Consider the following 17,709-nt stretch of genomic DNA (forward strand, 5'->3'; position numbering starts at 1 on the left):
GGGCAGTAACTGTAATCGCTGCGGCTGTGAACGGCTGCAGGCCCCCGGGTCGAGGACTCGGGGGCCTGCGGTGACCCCGGCGGGGTCAGGGGCTACGGATCAGGACGGGTCGATCGTCGCCGTGATCGTCTGGCGCATCGCGGTGAACGGCGCGGTGAGGCCGCCGCCCTCGAGCCCCGCCGTGCGGTCGATACCGAACTCGTCGGAGTTGAGCGAGACGATCTCGTCGACGCCGTCACCGGTCAGGTCGCCGGTGAAGACGTCCTTCCCGCCCAGCGCGCCGAGGTGGACCGGGGGTACCGGGTAGTCCACGCCTGCGGTGAGGATCGACGGGTCGTACGTGCTCAGGCCGCCCTGCTCACCCGAGACGAGGATGCGCCGGCCACCGGGTCCTGTCGCGAAGGACGCCTTCTGCGAGTCACCCCAGGTGTACACCCGCGAGTCCTTGCCGTTGGGACCGAACGTGCGCAACGCCACCTGGCTGGCCATGGTCAGGCCGTCCGGCCCGGTCAGCCAGTTGCCGAGACCCCAGGGGCCGCCGCCGATGCCTTCGTGGAGCAGCTCGCCGGTGCGGCCGTCCCGGATCTGCACCAGCGTCACCAGCGCGCCAATGGAGGAATCCCTGGTGAAGGAGGTGAAGACAACCGCGTGCCCGTCGGCGTACGGAATGCCCGACGAGGCGAACGTGCCGGCCTGCAGCGGAGCCCCGTAGAGCTTGCCGTCCGTGCCGGAGCCCGGCTGCGGGGTGAACGACCAGTCGACTGCACCGGTCCTGCCATCCAGGGCGACACCACCCACCACGCTGGTGAGCATGCTGTCCCCGGTGATCTTGCTGGCGTACTGCGCGTACACCTTGCCGTCGGCGAACGACACGTCCGCGAAGACGACGTCGCCCGCGGACGCGGGCGCGGCGTACTCCCAGAGCTTCTTGCCGGAGGCGTCGTAGACGCGCACCTTGTCGGTGGCCACGACGATCTCGGCCTTGCCGTCGCCGTTGATGTCGGCGGCGGCGACGGTGCGGACGAACTGGCCGCCGCCGTCGATCTTGGTGAGGACCTTGCCCGTACGGGAGTCGAGCACCGCGGCAGCCGAGTCCGCGGCAACGATCGTCTCGTCGCGGCCGTCACCGTTGACGTCGGCCTTCACCAGCTCGTGCACCTGGCCGGGGACGGTGGCCGTCCACAGCAGCTTCGGCGTGCTGGACACCATCGAGGGGCCGTCGTAGGCGAAGACGCCGTTGGAGAGGCCGCCGAGGATCAGGTCCTGCTTCTTGTCGCCGTTGATGTCCGTGGAGACGGAGGCATAGACCGCGGAGCGCAGCGGGAGAAGGTTCTCCTGCTTGCCGCTGCCCATGTTGTACGTGCGGACGTTCTCGTTCGTGTCCACCGTGCGCAGGTGCCAGCCGTTGTTCTTGTAGAACGGCTGCGACCACATCTGCGAGACGGTCGCACCGCGCTGCTCCCAGCGCACCGAGCCGTCATTGCCCGCCAGTACGGCGAGACGGCCGTAGCGCCCGGAGCTGCGGTTGAAGGCGGTCTCGCTGTCCTTGTCGTCCTGGTAGGAGGCGATGACCTTGTGGTCGACCACCTTCAGGCCCCAAGCGGCGCCCGTGTTGTGCGAGTTGGCCGGATCGCGCTTGACGGTACGCGACCACAGCTCGCTGCCCGTGTCGCCGTCCAGGGCGCGCACGGAGTTGGTGTTCAGGTACCTGCCGGTGTAGTCCAGCGTGGCCTCGCTGACCGTGTACTCGGGCTTGGAGCCGCCCTTGAGGTCACCGATGACCAGGTCGAGCGGCACCGCGTTGATGCGCCGGTCGACGGTGGTGCGGGTGCCGTCGGCGAGCGCGTACGAGGCGATCTCGTAGACGAGGCCGTCGGTCGGGTCCGACTGCTCCAGCGCGACGATGGTCTTGCGGGCGGCGTCGTAGTGCAGCTGGCGCGAGTAGAGGCGGTTGGTCTGCTTCCACTTGACGCTGCCGTCCTTCGAGTCGAACACCATGGTGGTGCCGAACGGGGCAGCGGTGGCGCTCAGCTTGCGCTGGTCCCACGAGGCGGCGAACAGGCCGGAGTCGCCCAGCGGCTCCAGGCTCGCCCAGCCCGAGCCGAGGAAGGCGCCGGTGTCGTACGACCAGGTGTCGGAGGGGGTGAGCGCTCCGTCGGCGTACGAGAAGCGGATGCCGCTCAGCGTGGTCGTGGAGGTCTTGGGCGCGTTCAGGTTCCAGTACGGCGAGTCCGCGACGATCAGCGTCTTGCCGACCAGCTTGATGTTGTACGCACCCGTGTACAGCTTGGACCACAGCGTCTTGCCGGTCTTGCCGTCCAGGACCGTCACGAAGGTGCCGGTGGGCAGCGTGGAGCCGGGAGAGGTGAACGGACGGTAGGGGTAGGCGCCGACGCTCGCGGTGAAGACCACGTCGTCCACGCCGTCACCGGTCAGGTCACCGGTGGCGTAGCCGTCGTCGGCGGACAGCGTGGAGGGGCCGACCGCGTTGTACCCCATGGAGATGCGCGCCGGGTACGGCTCGCTCTGCCAGGGACGGACGTTGGTGACCTTCCAGTCCGTGTAGAGCGACGCGTTGTCGCGCTTCCAGACCTGCTTGCCGTCGGCGGTGAAGCGCTGGACGATGCCGAGCGCGTCGAGCGCGAAGTAGTCACCGTCGGTGCCGGCCACCGGGGTGGTGTCGACCATGGCGTAGTCGCCCTCGATGGACGACTTCGGGTTGATGGCATAGGAGCCTGCGGTCGCGTCGGCGGTGGTGCCCGTGCCGCTGGGGTCCGTGGTCGCGTCCGTGGTGGGCGCCGTGGCGGCGTCCTCACGGGTGCCGACGCCCTGCGGGTCGTACGCCTGGTCGGGCGCGTCGCCGTACGGGTTGAGCTGGGCGTTGACCGACAGGTCGGCGGCCTGGCTGTCGGTGAGCGTCAGCAGCCCGCTGTCACCGTCGTCGGCGAACGCGACGGTCGGCGCGGCACTCAGTACCAGTCCGGCTGCCACCAGGGCGGAGGCGAGGCGTACGCCTCTACGGTTGATGTTCTTCATCACGCGGCCTTCGGGGAGAAGCGGATCGCGGAGGCGTCCGTGAGGACGGACTCGTTGAGGGAGTACTGGAGGGCGTCCGTGCCGGCCTGGTTCTCGATGCCGACGGTGGCCGAACCACCGGTGCTTCCAAGGGCCTTGTACTGGAGAGTGATGGCCCCGGTCGCCTCGTCGAAGACAGCCTCGAAGGTGAGGCGTACCGACGTGTCGGAGACGAGCGCGGCGTTGTTCCAGACGATCGCGAACCTGCGGTTGCCCGTGGTGCCCGTGGTGGCCGTCTGGACACTCGACTTCTTGTCGAGCGTCAGGTCGTCCCAGAACGCGGCCACGATGCCGTCGGGCTGATCGGCCAGGGGCAGCGCGGTGTTGGCGTAGTCGCCGAGTCGCGGCGCCAGGAAGTTCACCAGTCCGTTGGTGGTGACACCGGCGCTGGTGTACGAGACTCCGTAGTACGTCACCGCGAACGGCAGGGCGACGGACTTGGCGTTCTCGTCACCGGACAGGTCGACCTTGGTCTGGCCGCTGATCCAGCTGTACGCACCGGGGGTGCAGGAGTACGTGCCGGCCGCGTCGGTGCGCGGCGGCAGGGAGGCCGTGACGGTCTCGTTGCCGTCGACGGTCAGCGCGCCGGACCAGGTGCCGTTGCACATCACCGGGGCGGCGGGCATGGCCGACAGGTGGAAGGAGCCCTCGGCGACGGACGGGAAGGTGTACGTGCCGTCGGCGCCGGTGGTGACCGGGGCGAGGGGCGCGTCCGTGAACTTCACCGTGGCGCCCTTGAGGGGCTTGCCCGAGACGTCGAGGACCGTACCGGAGACGGAGTGGTGCGCGACGGCGGTCAGCGGCAGGTCGAGCGTCATCGTCTCGCCGACGGTGATGGTGACCGTGTCCGTGCGGGTGGCGAAGCCGTAGCTGGTGGTGGTGACGGTGTACTCACCGGCGGGCAGGTGCAGCCTGTACGCACCCTTGGTGTCGGTGACGACCGACCGCTGGAAGTCGGCGTTCTGCGCGGTCACGGTGGCGTTCGGCGCCGCGCCCGTGGCCTGGTCCGTCACGGTGCCGGAAAGGGTGCCGGCGGAGCGCGGGGAGTCGGCGATCGACGCCAGGATGTCCAGCTTTCCGCTGCCCCAGACGTTGTTCATGGCCGCGGTGCCACCGCAGTGCGTGTCGTCGACGTCGACGGAACCCTCGTCGAGGAGCGCCCGGGTCTCGTCGATGTTCCCGATCAGCGACGGGGCCGCGGACCACAGGAGCGCGACGGCGCCCGCGACGTGCGGGGTGGCCATGGACGTACCGGAGATGGTGTTGTACGAGCTGCCCGGCCACGTCGAGCGGATGCTGACGCCCGGCGCGGAGATGTTCGGCTTCATCGAACCGTCGAAGGCGGAGGGGCCGAAGCCCGAGAAGCGGGCGATCTTCCCGGTGGAGTCGTACGCACCGACACCGTACGAGTCGGCCTGCGAGCCCGGAGCGTGCCCGGTCGAGCAGGTGGTGCCGTCACCGTCGTTGCCCGAGGCGAAGGCCTCGAAGATCCCGGCGGCGTTCCAGGCCTGGACGATGTCCTGGTAGAAGTTCGTGTCGCCGCCGCCCCAGGAGTTGTTGACGATGTCGGGGGCGAGGTCGGGGCGCGGGTTCTGACCGTTGTGGTCGGTCGGCGCCAGGATCCACTGACCGGCGGCGAGCAGATTGTCGTCCGCGCACCGGTCGGTCTCGCAGCCCTTGGCGGCTATCCACTTGGCTCCGGGTGCGACACCGACCCCGCCCTGGCCCACCATGGTGCCCATGGTGTGGGTGCCGTGACCGTTGTTGTCACAGGGCGCGCTGGTCGGGCACTGGCCCGTCGGGTCGTACCAGTTGTAGTCGTGGTTGAAGGTGCCGTCCCCCAGGTTGCCCCGGTAGTTGCCCACCAGGCTCGGGTGGTCGAACTGCACACCCGAGTCGACGCTGGCGATGACGATGCCCTCGCCGCGGTCGTTGTACTGGTCCCAGACCTGGTCGGCCTTGATGTCCTTGACGCCCCACTCGGGGGTGACCGCCGTCGCACCGGAGTCGGCGTCGATCTCGGTGCCCGGAGTCGTGGTCGCCTCGAGCTTGTCGAGCTGGTAGGACCGCTCCTTGACGAGGCTCGCGACGTCCGCCCGCTTGGCCAGCTCGTCGACGAGCTTCTGGTCACCGGTCACCTTGACGGCGTTGGTGATCCAGAACGACTCGTAGCCGACCTTCTCCTTGTCGAGGAAGGCGGAGAGCGACTTCTGCGAGCTGTTCGCCTCGGCGCGCAGCGCGGTGTAGGCGGCCTGCGCCTTCTCCTTGTGCGAGTGCTTGCCCTTGGCGGCCGACAGGTCTGCCTGCTGCTTCAGTACGACGAAGAAGGTCGACTCCTTGCCCTTCGCGACGGCGTCGCGCAGAGCGGAGTCGATCTTGCCGGCACCGATGCCGCTGCCGGACCCGGCAGCGGCATCGGTGCCCGTTTGGGCGAAGGCGGGGGCAGGACCGATGAGGACGGCCGCCGCCGTGATCGCGGCCGCCGCCCACGCGGCGGTTCTGCGCCGGGGAGATAGGGGCAGTTGCATGGGAGTGCTCCTCCTGGGTGGTACGGGGGAGCCCGCACCGGACCGCGACTACGGGGGAGTGCGGAGGAGGCGGGCTGATCCCGGACGCTAGGAGGAGGCCGTTACTGGCGAATTACTGGAGCTCGGAAGCGCCGGCGGACGAACAGCGGCGGAACGTCGCACGGACCGCCGGGGCACCGGCGGACAGACTGCCGGACGGATTGCCGGACGGATTGCCGGACCAGGCGTGACCGGCGTCTCTGGCATGTGAAAACTAACGGCGCTAGTTTGGGCGCGGACGACATCGTCCGTACCCAGGCCCGGGAGGAACAGCCATGAAGGCCCACGACGGCATGTACATCGGCGGGGAGTGGCGGCCCGCCGCAGGACGGGACACGATCGCGGTCGTGAACCCGGTGGACGAGCAGGTCATCGCCCATGTCCCGGCCGGAACGGCCGAGGACGTCGACGCCGCGGTACGGGCCGCCCGCGCCGCGTTCCCCGGCTGGGCCGCCACCCCGCCCGCCGAACGCGCCGCACGGATCGCCGCCCTGCGCGATGTCCTGGTGGCCCGCCAGGACGAGATCGCCGCCACCGTCACCGCCGAACTGGGCGCACCGCTCCCGCTGTCGCAGGCGGTGCATGCGGGTGTGCCGATCCTGGTCGCCGGTTCGTACGCCGAACTCGCCGCCTCGTACCCCTTCGAGGAGAAGCACGGCAACTCCACCGTCCTGCTGGAGCCCGTCGGTGTCGTCGGGGCGATCACCCCGTGGAACTACCCGCTGCACCAGATCGTCGCCAAGGTGGCTCCGGCGCTCGCGGCCGGCTGCACGATCGTGCTCAAGCCCGCCGAGGACACCCCGCTGACCGCGCAGCTCTTCGCCGAGGCCACCGAGGAGGCCGGCCTGCCCGCCGGTGTCTTCAACCTGGTCACCGGTCTCGGCCCGGTCGCCGGACAGGCCCTCGCCGCGCACGAGGACGTCGACCTGGTGTCGTTCACCGGCTCCACCGCCGTCGGGAAGCAGATCGGCGCCACCGCGGGCGGCGCGGTCAAGCGCGTCGCGCTGGAGCTCGGCGGCAAGTCCGCCAACGTCATCCTGCCCTCGGCCGATCTGGCCAAGGCTGTCAACGTGGGCGTCGCCAACGTGATGTCCAATTCCGGCCAGACGTGCAGCGCCTGGACCCGGATGCTCGTCGACGGCGAGCGCTACGAGGAAGCCGTCGCTCTCGCCGCCGCGGCCGTCGCCAAGTACGTACCGGGGGAGCGGGTCGGCCCCGTCGTCAACGCCAAGCAGCAGGCCCGGGTGCGCGGTTACATCGAGAAGGGCATCCAGGAGGGCGCCCGGCTCGTCGCCGGAGGCCCCGAGGCCCCGCTCCCGGCCGGGTACTACGTCAGCCCCACCGTGTTCGCCGACGTCACCCCGGAGATGACCATCGCCCAGGAGGAGATCTTCGGCCCGGTCGTCTCGATCCTGAAGTACGAGGACGAGGACGACGCGCTCCGGATCGCCAATGGCACGGTGTACGGGCTCGCGGGCGCCGTATGGGCCGCCGACGACGCGGAGGCCCTCGCCTTCGCCCGCCGGATGGACACCGGACAGGTCGACATCAACGGCGGCCGGTTCAACCCGCTCGCCCCGTTCGGCGGCTACAAGCAGTCCGGCGTCGGCCGCGAACTCGGCTCGCACGGCCTGGGCGAGTACCTCCAGACCAAGTCCCTCCAGTTCTGAACCACCCCCGATGCACTCCCGATCAGCAAGGAGCCGGTCCGTGGTCCGCGCCGCCGTACTGCCCGCCGTCGGAGCCCCCCTGGAGGTCACCGACATCGAACTCCCGGAGCCCGGCCCCGGACAGGTGAGGATCCGTCTCGCCGCCGCCGGGGTCTGTCACTCCGACCTGTCCCTGTCCAACGGCACGATGAGGGTGCCCGTCCCCGCCGTCCTCGGTCATGAGGGAGCGGGCACCGTCCTCTCCGTGGGCGAGGGCGTCACCCATGTCGGGCCGGGCGACGGTGTCGTCCTCAACTGGGCGCCGTCCTGCGGCACCTGCCACCACTGCGGGCTCGGCGAGGTCTGGCTGTGCGCCGACGCGCTGACGGGTGCGGGCAACATCCACGCCCGTACTGCCGACGGCACCGAACTCCACCCCGGCCTGAACGTCGCGGCGTTCGCCGAGGAGACGGTGGTCGCCGCGAACTGTGCGCTTCCCGCCCCCGACGGCATCCCGCTGACCGACGCCGCGCTGCTCGGCTGCGCGGTCCTCACCGGATACGGCGCGGTCCACCACAGCGCCCGGGTCCGGGCCGGCGAGACGGTCGTCGTCTTCGGTATCGGTGGCGTCGGTCTCGCCGTGCTCCAGTCCGCCCGGATCGCCGGAGCCTCGAAGATCATCGCCGTCGACGTCTCCCCGGAGAAGGAGGAGCTCGCCCGCCGGGCGGGTGCAACCGACTACGTCATCGCCTCCGACACCACGCCGCGCGCGATCCGCAGGCTCACCGGAGGGCAGGGCGCGGACGTCGCCGTCGAGTGCGTCGGCCGGCCCGCGACCATCCGCGGTGCCTGGGACTCCACCCGGCGCGGCGGTCGCACCACCGTCGTCGGCATCGGCGGCAAGGACCAGCAGGTGACCTTCAACGCCCTGGAGATCTTCCACTGGGGGCGCACCCTCTCGGGCTGTGTCTACGGCAACGCGGACCCCGCGCGGGACCTGCCCGTCCTGGCGGACCACATCCGCGCGGAACGGTTCGACCTCAGCGCCCTGGTGACGGAGCACATCACTCTCGACGGCATCCCGGCCGCGTTCGACAACATGATCGCGGGCAAGGGCGGACGGGCCCTGGTGGTCTTCTAGGACCTCTCGCCGATGCCGGGAAGCGACCCCGGCCGCCTCGGCGGCGGCCGGGGATTTCGGCGTGCCCCGCCTTCCTCGTCGCGGTCGCCTGAATGTCATATGCAGGTAAAAACTGCTGCTGCACGACCCGTTGACCTCCATACCGTCCGGTCAGTACGGTCCCCGGACCGGCGGATCAGCCCCGCCGGACCCCGTCCCCGCACCCACCGGAGTGTGCACGCATGGACACACCGCCAACCGCTCGCCCAGGCACCACCGACACTGTCCCGGCCGCCACCGAAACGCGGGCCCGCCGCAAGGTGGCAACCGCCGCGGCGCTCGCCTCCGCCGTGGAGTGGTACGACTACTTCGTTTTCGGCATCGCCGCCGCCCTGGTCCTGGGGGACCTCTACTTCCCCGCGGGCAACGGATCGGCCGGTGTCCTCGCCGCGTTCGCGACCTTCGCCGTGGGCTTCCTGGCCCGTCCGCTCGGCGGCATCATCGCGGGCCAGCTCGGCGACAAGCGCGGTCGCAAGCCCATGCTCGTCCTCGCGCTCACCCTGATGGGCCTGGCCACCACGGGCATCGGCCTGCTCCCCACGTACGAGACGATCGGCATCGCCGCTCCGGTGCTGCTCGTCACCCTGCGCGTCGTCCAGGGCATCGCGGTCGGTGCCCAGTGGGGCGGCGCCATGCTGATGGCCACCGAGTACGCCCCCGAGGGCAAGCGCGGCGTCTACGGAAGCCTCGTCCAACTCGGCGTCCCCATCGGTGTGGTGACCGCCAACACCGTCTTCCTCGTTGCGGGCGCCGTCACCAGCGACAGTGAGTTCGCCGCCTGGGGCTGGCGGCTGCCGTTCCTGATCGGCCTGCTGGTCCTGGTCCTCGCCTGGTACATCCACACGCGCGTCGAGGAGACCCCCGAGTTCCGCGAGGCCGAGAGGAAGCTGGCCGAGCAGGAGGCGAGCCGCTCCGCACGCTCCCCGCTGCGCACCATCGTCCGGGAGCACCTCGGCACGGTCTTCCTCGCGGGCGGCTCATTCGCGGTGAACACCGCGACCTTCTACATCATCATCACGGGCGTCCTGGACTACACGACCCGGGAGCTCGGCATGAAGCGCGAGGCCGTCCTCGCGGTCTCGCTCTGCATCAGCCTCACCCAGCTCGTCCTCATACCGGCTTCGGCCGCGCTGTCCGACCGCATCGGACGGCTGCGGATCTACGCGCTCGGGGCGGCCGGGCTCGCTGTGTGGGCGGTGCCGATGTTCCTGCTCATCGACACCAGGTCGTTGCTCTGGCTGGCCGTTGCCACCTTCGTCACCAGCTGCTTCCTCAGCATCATGTACGGGCCGCAGGCGGCGTTGTTCGCCGAGCTGTTCACGGCCGAGATGCGCTACACCGGCGCCTCGCTCGGCTACCAGATCGCGGCGGTGTTCGGCGGCGGCCTCGCCCCGTTCGTGATGGTGCTGCTGCTGGAGGCGACGGGCACGTCGATGGCGGTGGCGGCCTACATCATCGGCCTGGCTGTCATCGCCCTGATCTCCATCAAGGTCCTTGCAGGACGGGCGAGTTCACGCTGATCGCGACTCCCGGACCCGGTCCGGCCCCGGCACCGGTGCCTCCCCCACCGGTGCCGGAGCCGTGATCGCGGGCAAGGGCGGCCACGCCCTCGTGCTGTTGCGGCACCGGGCTCACGCCGTCCGCCCGGCCTCCGCCCGGTGCGTGGTGAGTAGCCGGGCATCCATCTCTCCCTGCTCGAAGAGCCGGGAGGCCGGGCCCACGATCAGCGGGTCCGGCTCGCGGACCACGCTTGTGTCCTTGTCCGGGTAGTCGAAGCGGTGCAGCACATGCCGGATCGCCTCCAGCCTGGCCCGCTTCTTGTCGTTGCTCTTCACCACGGTCCAGGGCGCGTCCGCCGTGTCCGTGTGGAACAGCATCGTCTCCTTGGCCTCCGTGTACGCGTCCCACTTGTCCAGCGAGGCGAGGTCGACCGGGCTCAGCTTCCACTGCCGTACCGGATCGATCTGGCGGATCATGAACCGGTTGCGCTGCTCGTTGCGGGAGACGGAGAACCAGAACTTCACCAGGTGGATGCCGTCCCGGGCGAGCATCCGCTCGAAGCCCGGTGCCTGGTGCATGAATTCGAGGTACTCGCGGCTCGTGCAGAACCCCATCACCCGCTCCACACCCGCCCGGTTGTACCAGGAGCGGTCGAAGAGCACGATCTCCCCGGCGCTCGGCAGGTGCGCCGTGTACCGCTGGAAGTACCACTGGGTCCGTTCGCGTTCGGTGGGCTTCTCCAGCGCCACGACTCGAGCGCCACGGGGGTTGAGGTGCTCGGTGAAGCGGCTGATCGTGCCGCCCTTGCCGGCCGCGTCGCGCCCCTCGAAGAGAATGATGAGCCGCTCGTTGTGCTCCTTCACCCAGTGCTGGAACTTGAGCAGCTCGATCTGCAGCGCGCGCTTGTCCTTCTCGTATGCCTTCCGGCCCAGCTTGTAGTCGTACGGATAGTCCTCGCGCCAGGCGTCGCGCGCCCGGCCGTCGGGCATCACCAGGACCGGCTCGTCGTCCCCGCTGTCGGTCACGCCCAAGGCTTCCAGCTCGGCGCCGCCGTGCCGGGCCGCCCAAGCGAGAGCGGCCTCCCTGTGGTCAGCGTCGTCGGCCGCCTTCTTCTTTTTCTTCACTTTCCTGCGGCTGCTCGGATCCCTGGCGCTCCGGGTCATGACGGGGTCCCTCCACCGGCTGTGCCGGACTATTTCGGGTCCGTCCAGTCTGCGGACGCATCCGGGACACCGCCACCCCTGCCAGACAGAGCAGGCCGCCACCGACCGTGAACAGCGCGGGCACCTCGTCGAGCAGCAGCCACGACATCAGCACCACCAGTGCGGGCACCGCATAGGTGGTGGCGCCCATCCGGCCGGCCGTGGTGCGGGCGAGTGCATAGGCCCAGGTGGTGAAGGCCAGGGCGGTGGGGAAGACGCCCAGATAGATCATGTTCAGCGTGGCGGACACCGGCGCGTCGGCCGCCTCGGAGACCAGCACGCCGGAGAAGGGCAGACAGGCGACCGTACCGACCAGGCAGCCGAACGCGGTGATCTGCAGTGCCGAGCCGTGCCGCAGTGCCGGCTTCTGGGCGACGACCCCGGCCGCGTACGCCACCGCCGCCAGCAGGCAGAGTGCCACGCCGAGCACCGAGGAAACCCCGTGTCCCGACATGGAGAGGCCGACCACCACGGCGCCCGCGAACGACACGGCCATTCCCACCAGCAGCATGCGCGGCAGACCCTCGCCCAGCAGCCGGGCGCCGAGCAGGGCGATCAGGATCGGGCCGATGTTCACGACCATGGCCGCCGTGCCCGCGTCGACCTGCTGCTCGCCCCAGTTGAGCACCACCATGTAGAGCCCGAACCAGAGCAGTCCGGACGCCACGATGCCCGGCCACGCCGCCCTGGCCGGCAGCCCCTCGCGGCGTACGAGAAGGATCACGCCGAGCGTGAGTGAACCCGCCAGCAGCCGGCCGAGTGCGAGCGCACCGGGGGAGTAGGCGTCGCCCGCGCTCCGGATGGAGACGAAGGCGGAGGCCCACAGCGCCACGGTGGTGCAGGCCGCGGCGGTCGCCCGCCGGTCGGGGCCTGCTTGTGTGGAGGCCGGTGCGGGTGTCGTCGTCATGCGCTCGACTCTAAACGAACAACGGTTCGACTCTCGCCGAATTGTTGAGCGGGGTGAGCCGGAGGATATCCGCTCGGGAGACGTCAGGAATGCTTCGGTGCCGGCCGGGCCGCATCCGGGGTGCGGGGCGGCCGGTACTGCAGGGCGAGGCCGTCGAGCAGGGCCCGCAGCCCGGTCTCGAACGCACCCTCGTCGACCTGCTGGCGGCGTTCGGCCAGCAGGTGCGCCTGGCCGAGGTGCGGATAGTCGGCGGGGTCGTACGCCGTCTCGTCGTCGACGAAGCCGCGCGCGAACGAGCCCAGTGCCGAGCCGGTGATGAAGTACCGCATCAGTGCGCCGATGTACGTGGCCTGGGCGGGCGGCCATCCCGCGCGGACCATGGCGCCGAAGGCCGCGTCGGCGACCCGCAGCCCGGCCGGACGGCGGCCGGGGCCCTGGGCCAGTACGGGGACGATGTGCGGGTGCGCGGTCAGCGCCGCACGATAGGAGACCGCCCAGTCGTGCAGGGCGGCACGCCAGTCGCGGCCGTCGGACTCGTCGAACATCGACAGATCGACCTGTGCCGACACGGCGTCCGCGACCGCGTCCAGGATCTCGTCCTTGTTGCGGAAGTGGTTGTACAGCGAGGGTCCGCTGACCCCGAGTTCGGCCGCGAGCCGGCGGGTGGAGACGGCGTCGAGCCCCTCGGCGTCCACGAGTGCGCTCGCCGCCTCGACGATGCGGTCTCTGCTGAGGAGGGGCTTGCGCGGTCGGGCCATGCGGCACATAGTAGGGCCTGCCAACGAAAAACTAGCAGTGCTAATTAAAAGCGGGAGGACCGAGGATGAACCTGGAGCTCAGCGAGGAGCAGGAGGCCGTCCGCCGGCTGGCCGAGGACTTCGTCGCCCGCGAGATCGCCCCGCATGTCGTCGAGTGGGACCGTGCCGAGAATGTCGACAGGTCGATCGTCAAGAAGCTGGGTTCCGTCGGCTTCCTCGGGCTGACCGTTCCCGAGGAGTACGGCGGCTCGGGCGGCGATCACCTGGCCTACTGCCTGGTCACCGAGGAGCTCGGCCGCGGTGACTCCTCGGTCCGCGGCATCGTCTCGGTCTCCCTCGGCCTGGTCGCCAAGACGATCGCCGCGTGGGGTGACGAGGAGCAGAAGCGGCGGTGGCTGCCCCGGCTCACCGCGGGGGAGGCGATCGGCTGCTTCGGACTCACCGAGCCGGGCACCGGCTCCGATGCCGGGAACCTGACGACGAAGGCCGTCCGCGACGGTGACGTCTATGTCATCAACGGCACCAAGATGTTCATCACCAACGGCACCTGGGCCGATGTCGTGCTGCTCTTCGCCCGCACCGGCGACACCCCCGGCCACAAGGGCATATCCGCCTTCCTGGTGCCCACCGGCACCCCCGGACTCACTCGCCGCACCATCCACGGCAAGCTCGGCCTGCGCGGCCAGGCCACCGCCGAGGTGGTGCTGGAGGACGTCCGCATCCCCGCCACCGCGCTCATGGGCCCCGAGGGCAAGGGCTTCTCGATCGCCATGTCGGCCCTGGCCAAGGGGAGGATGTCGGTCGCGGCAGGCTGCGTCGGGATCGCCCGGGCCGCCCTCGACGCCGCCGTGGGGTACGCGGGCGAGCGCGAGCAGTTCGGCAAGCCCATCGCGGGCTATCAGCTCGTCCAGGAACTGATCAGTGACATCGCGGTGGACGTCGACGCCGCACGGCTGCTGACCTGGCGGGTCGCCGACCTGATCGACCGCGGCGAGGAGTTCGCCACGGCCGCGTCCAAGGCGAAGCTCTTCGCCTCCGAGGCCGCCGTCCGTGCGGCCAACAACGCCCTCCAGGTCTTCGGCGGCTACGGCTACATCGATGAGTACCCGGTCGGCAAGCTGCTGCGCGACGCCCGCGTGATGACGCTCTACGAGGGCACCAGCCAGATTCAGAAGCTGATCATCGGGCGGGCGCTCACGGGGGTCTCCGCCTTCTGAGCGGGACCCGGGCCCGGGGCGCGGTGTCCGTACGGGGTGCGTCCTACCCGGTCGGGGAGTCCGGCCGGATCCCGTACGCGGCGAGCCAGGCCAGAACCTCGCTCCGGGACGCGCGGACGAGGCTGCCCCCGGTGAAGCGCGCGTCGTCGGTGACCTCGGCGACGCACTCCGGGGGAGGCGCAAATGCTTCCGCCTCCGCGTCGTCGGTGAACTCCGCCTCCGCCATGACCAGGCCGTGCAGCGGAGGGCCGAATACGTCGACGCCCAGGGGAGGGATGCTGAAGCGCGTCTTGACCAGCACCGCGGCCGGCAGGGAGGCGAGCAGCCGATATTCGTCCAGGGACAGGTACATGTTCGTCGTCAGGCCCTGAACGGGTCCCGGCAGGCCGGTGGGCACCTTCTGGGTGAGCTTGTACGTACGGGCATCGAGGTCCGGACTCTCCACGCACCTCAACCGCAGACGTGTGCCCACCAGATAGCGATCGGTGAGCGACCGGACGGCGACGGCGGACGACGGGCTCGGCGGCCCCGCGAGCAGGAACCGCCTCTCCCGTTCGACCCGCGCGTACTTCCCGTCACGGACACGTTCTCCGTCTACCGCACCGCTCTTCCCGGTCATGGAAGAAGCTTGGCAGCACCTACCGCCCCGACGCCTGCGCCGAGCTCCGATCACCCGAACGGGCGACTGAGTACCGAACTGAGTACGGGGGCGGATGTGGCGGGCGCCACAGCGGCCGATGCTGTCCACCATGAGTGAGACGACAACGGTCAAGCAGCAGAGCACCGCGGCCTTCTACGGGCAGGCCGTCGCATCCTTCGGCGTGGCGATGGGCGCGGTGGCCCTCGGCATCTACTTCCTCGATGCGAACGCCTGGGTGCGGGGCTTCCTCGCCATCGGCGTCCTCTACCTCGTCACGTCCTGCTTCACCCTGGCCAAGGTCATCCGGGACCGCCAGGAGGCGGGGCAGATCGTCAGCCGGGTGGACCAGGCCCGGCTCGAGAAGATCCTTGCCGAGCACGATCCCTTCCAGAAGCTCTGACGCTCCCGGTCACCGGAACCCGCGGACATTCCCTAAGCGCTTGCTCAGGTTCGGGGTATGGTGTGCGTCCTGCTGAAGGGAAGGGGTCGGTGACGATGAGCACGGCGGAGGAGACCGGCGGCGACAGCGCGCCGTGGGGCGAAGTGACGCCGGAGGCGGCCAGGCGGCTCCTCGTCGCGGCCGTCGACGCCTTCGCCGAGCGCGGGTACCACGCGACCACCACCCGTGACATCGCGAGCCGCGCCGGGATGAGTCCCGCGGCGCTCTACATCCACTACAAGACGAAGGAAGAGCTGCTCCACCGGATCAGCAGGATCGGTCACGACCGGGCCCTGCTGATCCTGGAGACGGCCGCGGACGGTGACGGCACGGCGTCCGAGCGGCTCGCCGACGCCGTGCGCTCCTTCGTCCGCTGGCACGCCGAAGGGCACACCACCGCCCGCGTGGTCCAGTACGAACTCGACGCCCTCGGCGCGGAGCACCGCACCGAGATCGTCGCGCTGCGCCGCAGGAGCGATGCGGTGATCCGCCGGATCATCAGCGAGGGCGTGCAGGCGGGGGAGTTCGACGTCCCGGACATCCCGGGCACCACGCTCGCCGTGCTCTCGCTGTGCATCGATGTGGCGCGCTGGTTCAGCGCGCAGGGGAGCCGGACGCCGGACGAGGTCGGCGCACTGTACGCCGACCTCGTCCTGCGCATGGTCGCGGTCCAGCGGTAGGGCGGGGCCGGGCCCGCGGGCCCGGCAGCCCGGTCCGCGGGCTCAGAAGTAGTAGCGCGACACCGACTCGGCGACGCAGACCGGCTTGTCGCCGCCCTCGCGCTCGACCGTGACGACGGCCGTGACCTGGACGCCGCCGCCGGCCTCCTCGACGCTCTTGAGGGCGGCCGTCGCCCGCAGCCGCGAGCCCACCGGCACGGTGGACGGGAAGCGGACCTTGTTGGTGCCGTAGTTGATGCCCATCTTCATGCCCTCGACCCGCATGATCTGCGGGACGAGCGCCGGCAGCAGCGAGAGCGTGAGATAGCCGTGCGCGATCGTCGTGCCGAACGGGCCGGCCGCGGCCCGCTCCGGATCGACGTGGATCCACTGGTGGTCACCGGTGGCGTCGGCGAAGAGATCGACCCTCTTCTGGTCGATCTCCAGCCAGTCGCTGTGACCCAGCTGCTCGCCCACCCCGTCGCGCAGCTCCTGCGCGGACGTGAAGATCCTCGGCTCTGCCATGTCCCTGGTCCTGCCTTCCCGCTCTTGACCGTCCGTCGTCATGCGTGGTCATTCATCGCCTACTGTCTAAGCGCTTGCTCAGCATGGTTGGGCAGTGCGTTCCTGTCAACGACGGACCCTTCCCGAGGAGTGCACGTAGGGTTCGAGGGGTGCCCCAGATCCCACAGACACTCCAGGAACTCACGGTCGGCCAGCTTTCCGCGCGCAGCGGCGCCGCCGTTTCGGCCCTGCACTTCTACGAGAGCAAGGGCCTGATCAGCAGCCGCCGCACCAGTGGCAACCAGCGCCGCTACAGCCGGGACGCGCTGCGCCGGGTCGCGTTCGTCCGCGCGGCCCAACGCGTCGGCATACCGCTGGCCACGATCCGCGACGCGCTGGCCGAGCTCCCGGAGGAGCGCACCCCGACCCGCGACGACTGGGCGCGGCTCTCCGGGGCGTGGCGCTCCGAACTGGACGAGCGGATCAAGCAGCTGGGCCGGCTGCGCGACCACCTGACCGACTGCATCGGCTGCGGCTGCCTGTCGCTGGAGACGTGTGTGCTCTCCAACCCGAACGACATCACCGGCGACACGATCAGCGGCTCCCGTCTCATGCCGGAGCGCAGGTCCGCGGACTGCCGATAGCGGCGGCCCGGGCCGCCGCCCCGGCGCTCCCTCATGCCGCGGACGCCAGGCCCGTCCGCCGCAGCCGCCGCGCCCTCGCCAGCGCCCCCGGCGTGAGCACGGGCTGCGGGACCACGATCCCGCAGCCCGTGCAGACCGGCCCCGACCGCGGCTCGTGGCCGAGGTCATGACGCCAGACGATCCCGGTGGCCGCACACACCGGGCAGGCCGTGCCCGGCTCCGACTCGAGGGCGGCGATCAGCCGGCCCAGCACCTCGCCCAGCGGTGCGGTCGGATGGACCGCCGGATCACCGCAGCGCGCCACCCCGTTCCCGCCCCAGATGCGCCGGTGCCAGTCGTCGAATGCGCCCGGCCGGCGCAGTCCGTCGTGCTTCTCGCGCCTGCGGCGCTCGGCGAACCCCGCCTCGTACCCCAGCCAGACGGCCCGGGCCTCCTCCAACTCCTCCAGGGCGTACACCAGTCGCACGGGGTCGGGAGCCCGGTCCTCGGGCTCGATCCGGTGCCGGGTGCACAGATGGTTCCAGGTCGCCCGGTGACCGTAAGGGGCAAACCTCTCCAGGCACTTGCGCAGCGAGTACCGCCGCAGCGCCAGGTCGACCCGCGGATCGCGGACCTGTCTCGCAAGACTCCGGAAACCGGCCATTGCACTGCCACCTCCGTCGCTCGTACTTCGACGTCAAGGAATGGACGTACGACTACCCGATCCGGCTCCATCGATGGCTGATGCGCGTCCATCGACTGAGACGGCCCTCGTCACAGGAGGCCGGC

General features: G+C 70.3%; 15 protein-coding genes. 7 read left to right on the top strand and 8 right to left on the bottom strand.

Features of this window, described 5'->3' with window-relative positions; all coding sequences use genetic code 11:
- Positions 1-99 precede the first annotated feature (99 nt).
- The gene (locus OG878_RS30940; RefSeq protein WP_328889822.1) at positions 100-3,036 is read right to left on the bottom strand and encodes an FG-GAP-like repeat-containing protein; all 2,937 of its coding nucleotides are present in this window, start codon (positions 3,034-3,036) and stop codon (positions 100-102) included.
- Entirely contained in the window at positions 3,036-5,603 is a 2,568-nt protein-coding gene (locus OG878_RS30945) for a S8 family serine peptidase (RefSeq protein WP_328889823.1), read from the bottom strand. Before OG878_RS30945 ends, OG878_RS30940 begins: the two co-directional genes overlap by 1 nt.
- A 314-nt stretch (positions 5,604-5,917) precedes the next feature.
- Here OG878_RS30945 and OG878_RS30950 point away from each other — a divergent pair, with 314 nt between their 5' ends.
- The 3 genes from OG878_RS30950 to OG878_RS30960 all read left to right on the top strand — a co-directional run bounded on the left by OG878_RS30950 (position 5,918) and on the right by OG878_RS30960 (position 9,991).
- A complete protein-coding gene (locus OG878_RS30950) occupies positions 5,918-7,312 on the top strand; it encodes an aldehyde dehydrogenase family protein (protein WP_328889824.1) in 1,395 nt (464 codons plus the stop codon).
- 40 nt (positions 7,313-7,352) lie between these two features.
- On the top strand, positions 7,353-8,432 hold the full coding sequence (locus OG878_RS30955) for a Zn-dependent alcohol dehydrogenase (protein WP_328889825.1): 1,080 nt from the start codon (positions 7,353-7,355) through the stop codon (positions 8,430-8,432).
- A 221-nt stretch (positions 8,433-8,653) separates the two neighbouring features.
- The gene (locus OG878_RS30960) at positions 8,654-9,991 is read left to right on the top strand and encodes an MFS transporter (RefSeq protein WP_328889826.1); all 1,338 of its coding nucleotides are present in this window, start codon (positions 8,654-8,656) and stop codon (positions 9,989-9,991) included.
- A gap of 111 nt (positions 9,992-10,102) precedes the next feature.
- Here OG878_RS30960 and ppk2 read toward each other — a convergent pair whose 3' ends face one another.
- The 3 genes from ppk2 to OG878_RS30975 form a co-directional block, all read right to left on the bottom strand.
- Positions 10,103-11,134 carry a polyphosphate kinase 2 gene (gene ppk2, locus OG878_RS30965; RefSeq protein WP_328889827.1) on the bottom strand — a complete coding sequence of 344 codons (1,032 nt, stop codon included), beginning with the start codon at positions 11,132-11,134 and terminating at the stop codon, positions 10,103-10,105.
- Positions 11,061-12,080, bottom strand: coding sequence for a DMT family transporter (locus OG878_RS30970; protein ID WP_328889828.1), 1,020 nt, complete (start codon positions 12,078-12,080; stop codon positions 11,061-11,063). The genes ppk2 and OG878_RS30970 overlap by 74 nt, the downstream gene beginning before the upstream one ends.
- An 83-nt stretch (positions 12,081-12,163) precedes the next feature.
- Positions 12,164-12,838 carry a TetR/AcrR family transcriptional regulator gene (locus OG878_RS30975; RefSeq protein ID WP_328889829.1) on the bottom strand — a complete coding sequence of 225 codons (675 nt, stop codon included), beginning with the start codon at positions 12,836-12,838 and terminating at the stop codon, positions 12,164-12,166.
- A 65-nt stretch (positions 12,839-12,903) separates the two neighbouring features.
- Here OG878_RS30975 and OG878_RS30980 point away from each other — a divergent pair, with 65 nt between their 5' ends.
- Positions 12,904-14,055: an acyl-CoA dehydrogenase family protein gene (locus OG878_RS30980; RefSeq protein WP_328889830.1), complete on the top strand. Its 1,152-nt coding sequence runs from the start codon at positions 12,904-12,906 to the stop codon at positions 14,053-14,055.
- 43 nt (positions 14,056-14,098) lie between these two features.
- Here the strand turns inward: OG878_RS30980 and OG878_RS30985 are convergent, their stop codons facing one another.
- Entirely contained in the window at positions 14,099-14,674 is a 576-nt protein-coding gene (locus OG878_RS30985) for a hypothetical protein (protein WP_328889831.1), read from the bottom strand.
- Positions 14,675-14,804: 130 nt separating this feature from the next.
- Here OG878_RS30985 and OG878_RS30990 point away from each other — a divergent pair, with 130 nt between their 5' ends.
- Both OG878_RS30990 and OG878_RS30995 read left to right on the top strand, forming a co-directional pair.
- A complete protein-coding gene (locus OG878_RS30990) occupies positions 14,805-15,095 on the top strand; it encodes a YiaA/YiaB family inner membrane protein (RefSeq protein WP_277325330.1) in 291 nt (96 codons plus the stop codon).
- 95 nt (positions 15,096-15,190) lie between these two features.
- On the top strand, positions 15,191-15,814 hold the full coding sequence (locus tag OG878_RS30995; RefSeq protein WP_328891443.1) for a TetR/AcrR family transcriptional regulator: 624 nt from the start codon (positions 15,191-15,193) through the stop codon (positions 15,812-15,814).
- A 42-nt stretch (positions 15,815-15,856) separates the two neighbouring features.
- On the opposite strand, the gene OG878_RS31000 is transcribed toward OG878_RS30995, so the two are convergent.
- The gene (locus tag OG878_RS31000; protein ID WP_277325328.1) at positions 15,857-16,318 is read right to left on the bottom strand and encodes a MaoC family dehydratase; all 462 of its coding nucleotides are present in this window, start codon (positions 16,316-16,318) and stop codon (positions 15,857-15,859) included.
- Between the two features lie 149 nt (positions 16,319-16,467).
- Here OG878_RS31000 and soxR point away from each other — a divergent pair, with 149 nt between their 5' ends.
- The gene (soxR, locus tag OG878_RS31005) at positions 16,468-16,941 is read left to right on the top strand and encodes a redox-sensitive transcriptional activator SoxR (protein WP_328889832.1); all 474 of its coding nucleotides are present in this window, start codon (positions 16,468-16,470) and stop codon (positions 16,939-16,941) included.
- Between the two features lie 31 nt (positions 16,942-16,972).
- Here soxR and OG878_RS31010 read toward each other — a convergent pair whose 3' ends face one another.
- Positions 16,973-17,584, bottom strand: a complete 612-nt coding sequence (locus OG878_RS31010) for a hypothetical protein (RefSeq protein ID WP_328889833.1) — start codon at positions 17,582-17,584, stop codon at positions 16,973-16,975.
- Between the last annotated feature and the right edge of the window lie 125 nt (positions 17,585-17,709).

This window comes from Streptomyces sp. NBC_00316 (genome assembly GCF_036158715.1).
GTDB lineage: Bacteria > Actinomycetota > Actinomycetes > Streptomycetales > Streptomycetaceae > Streptomyces.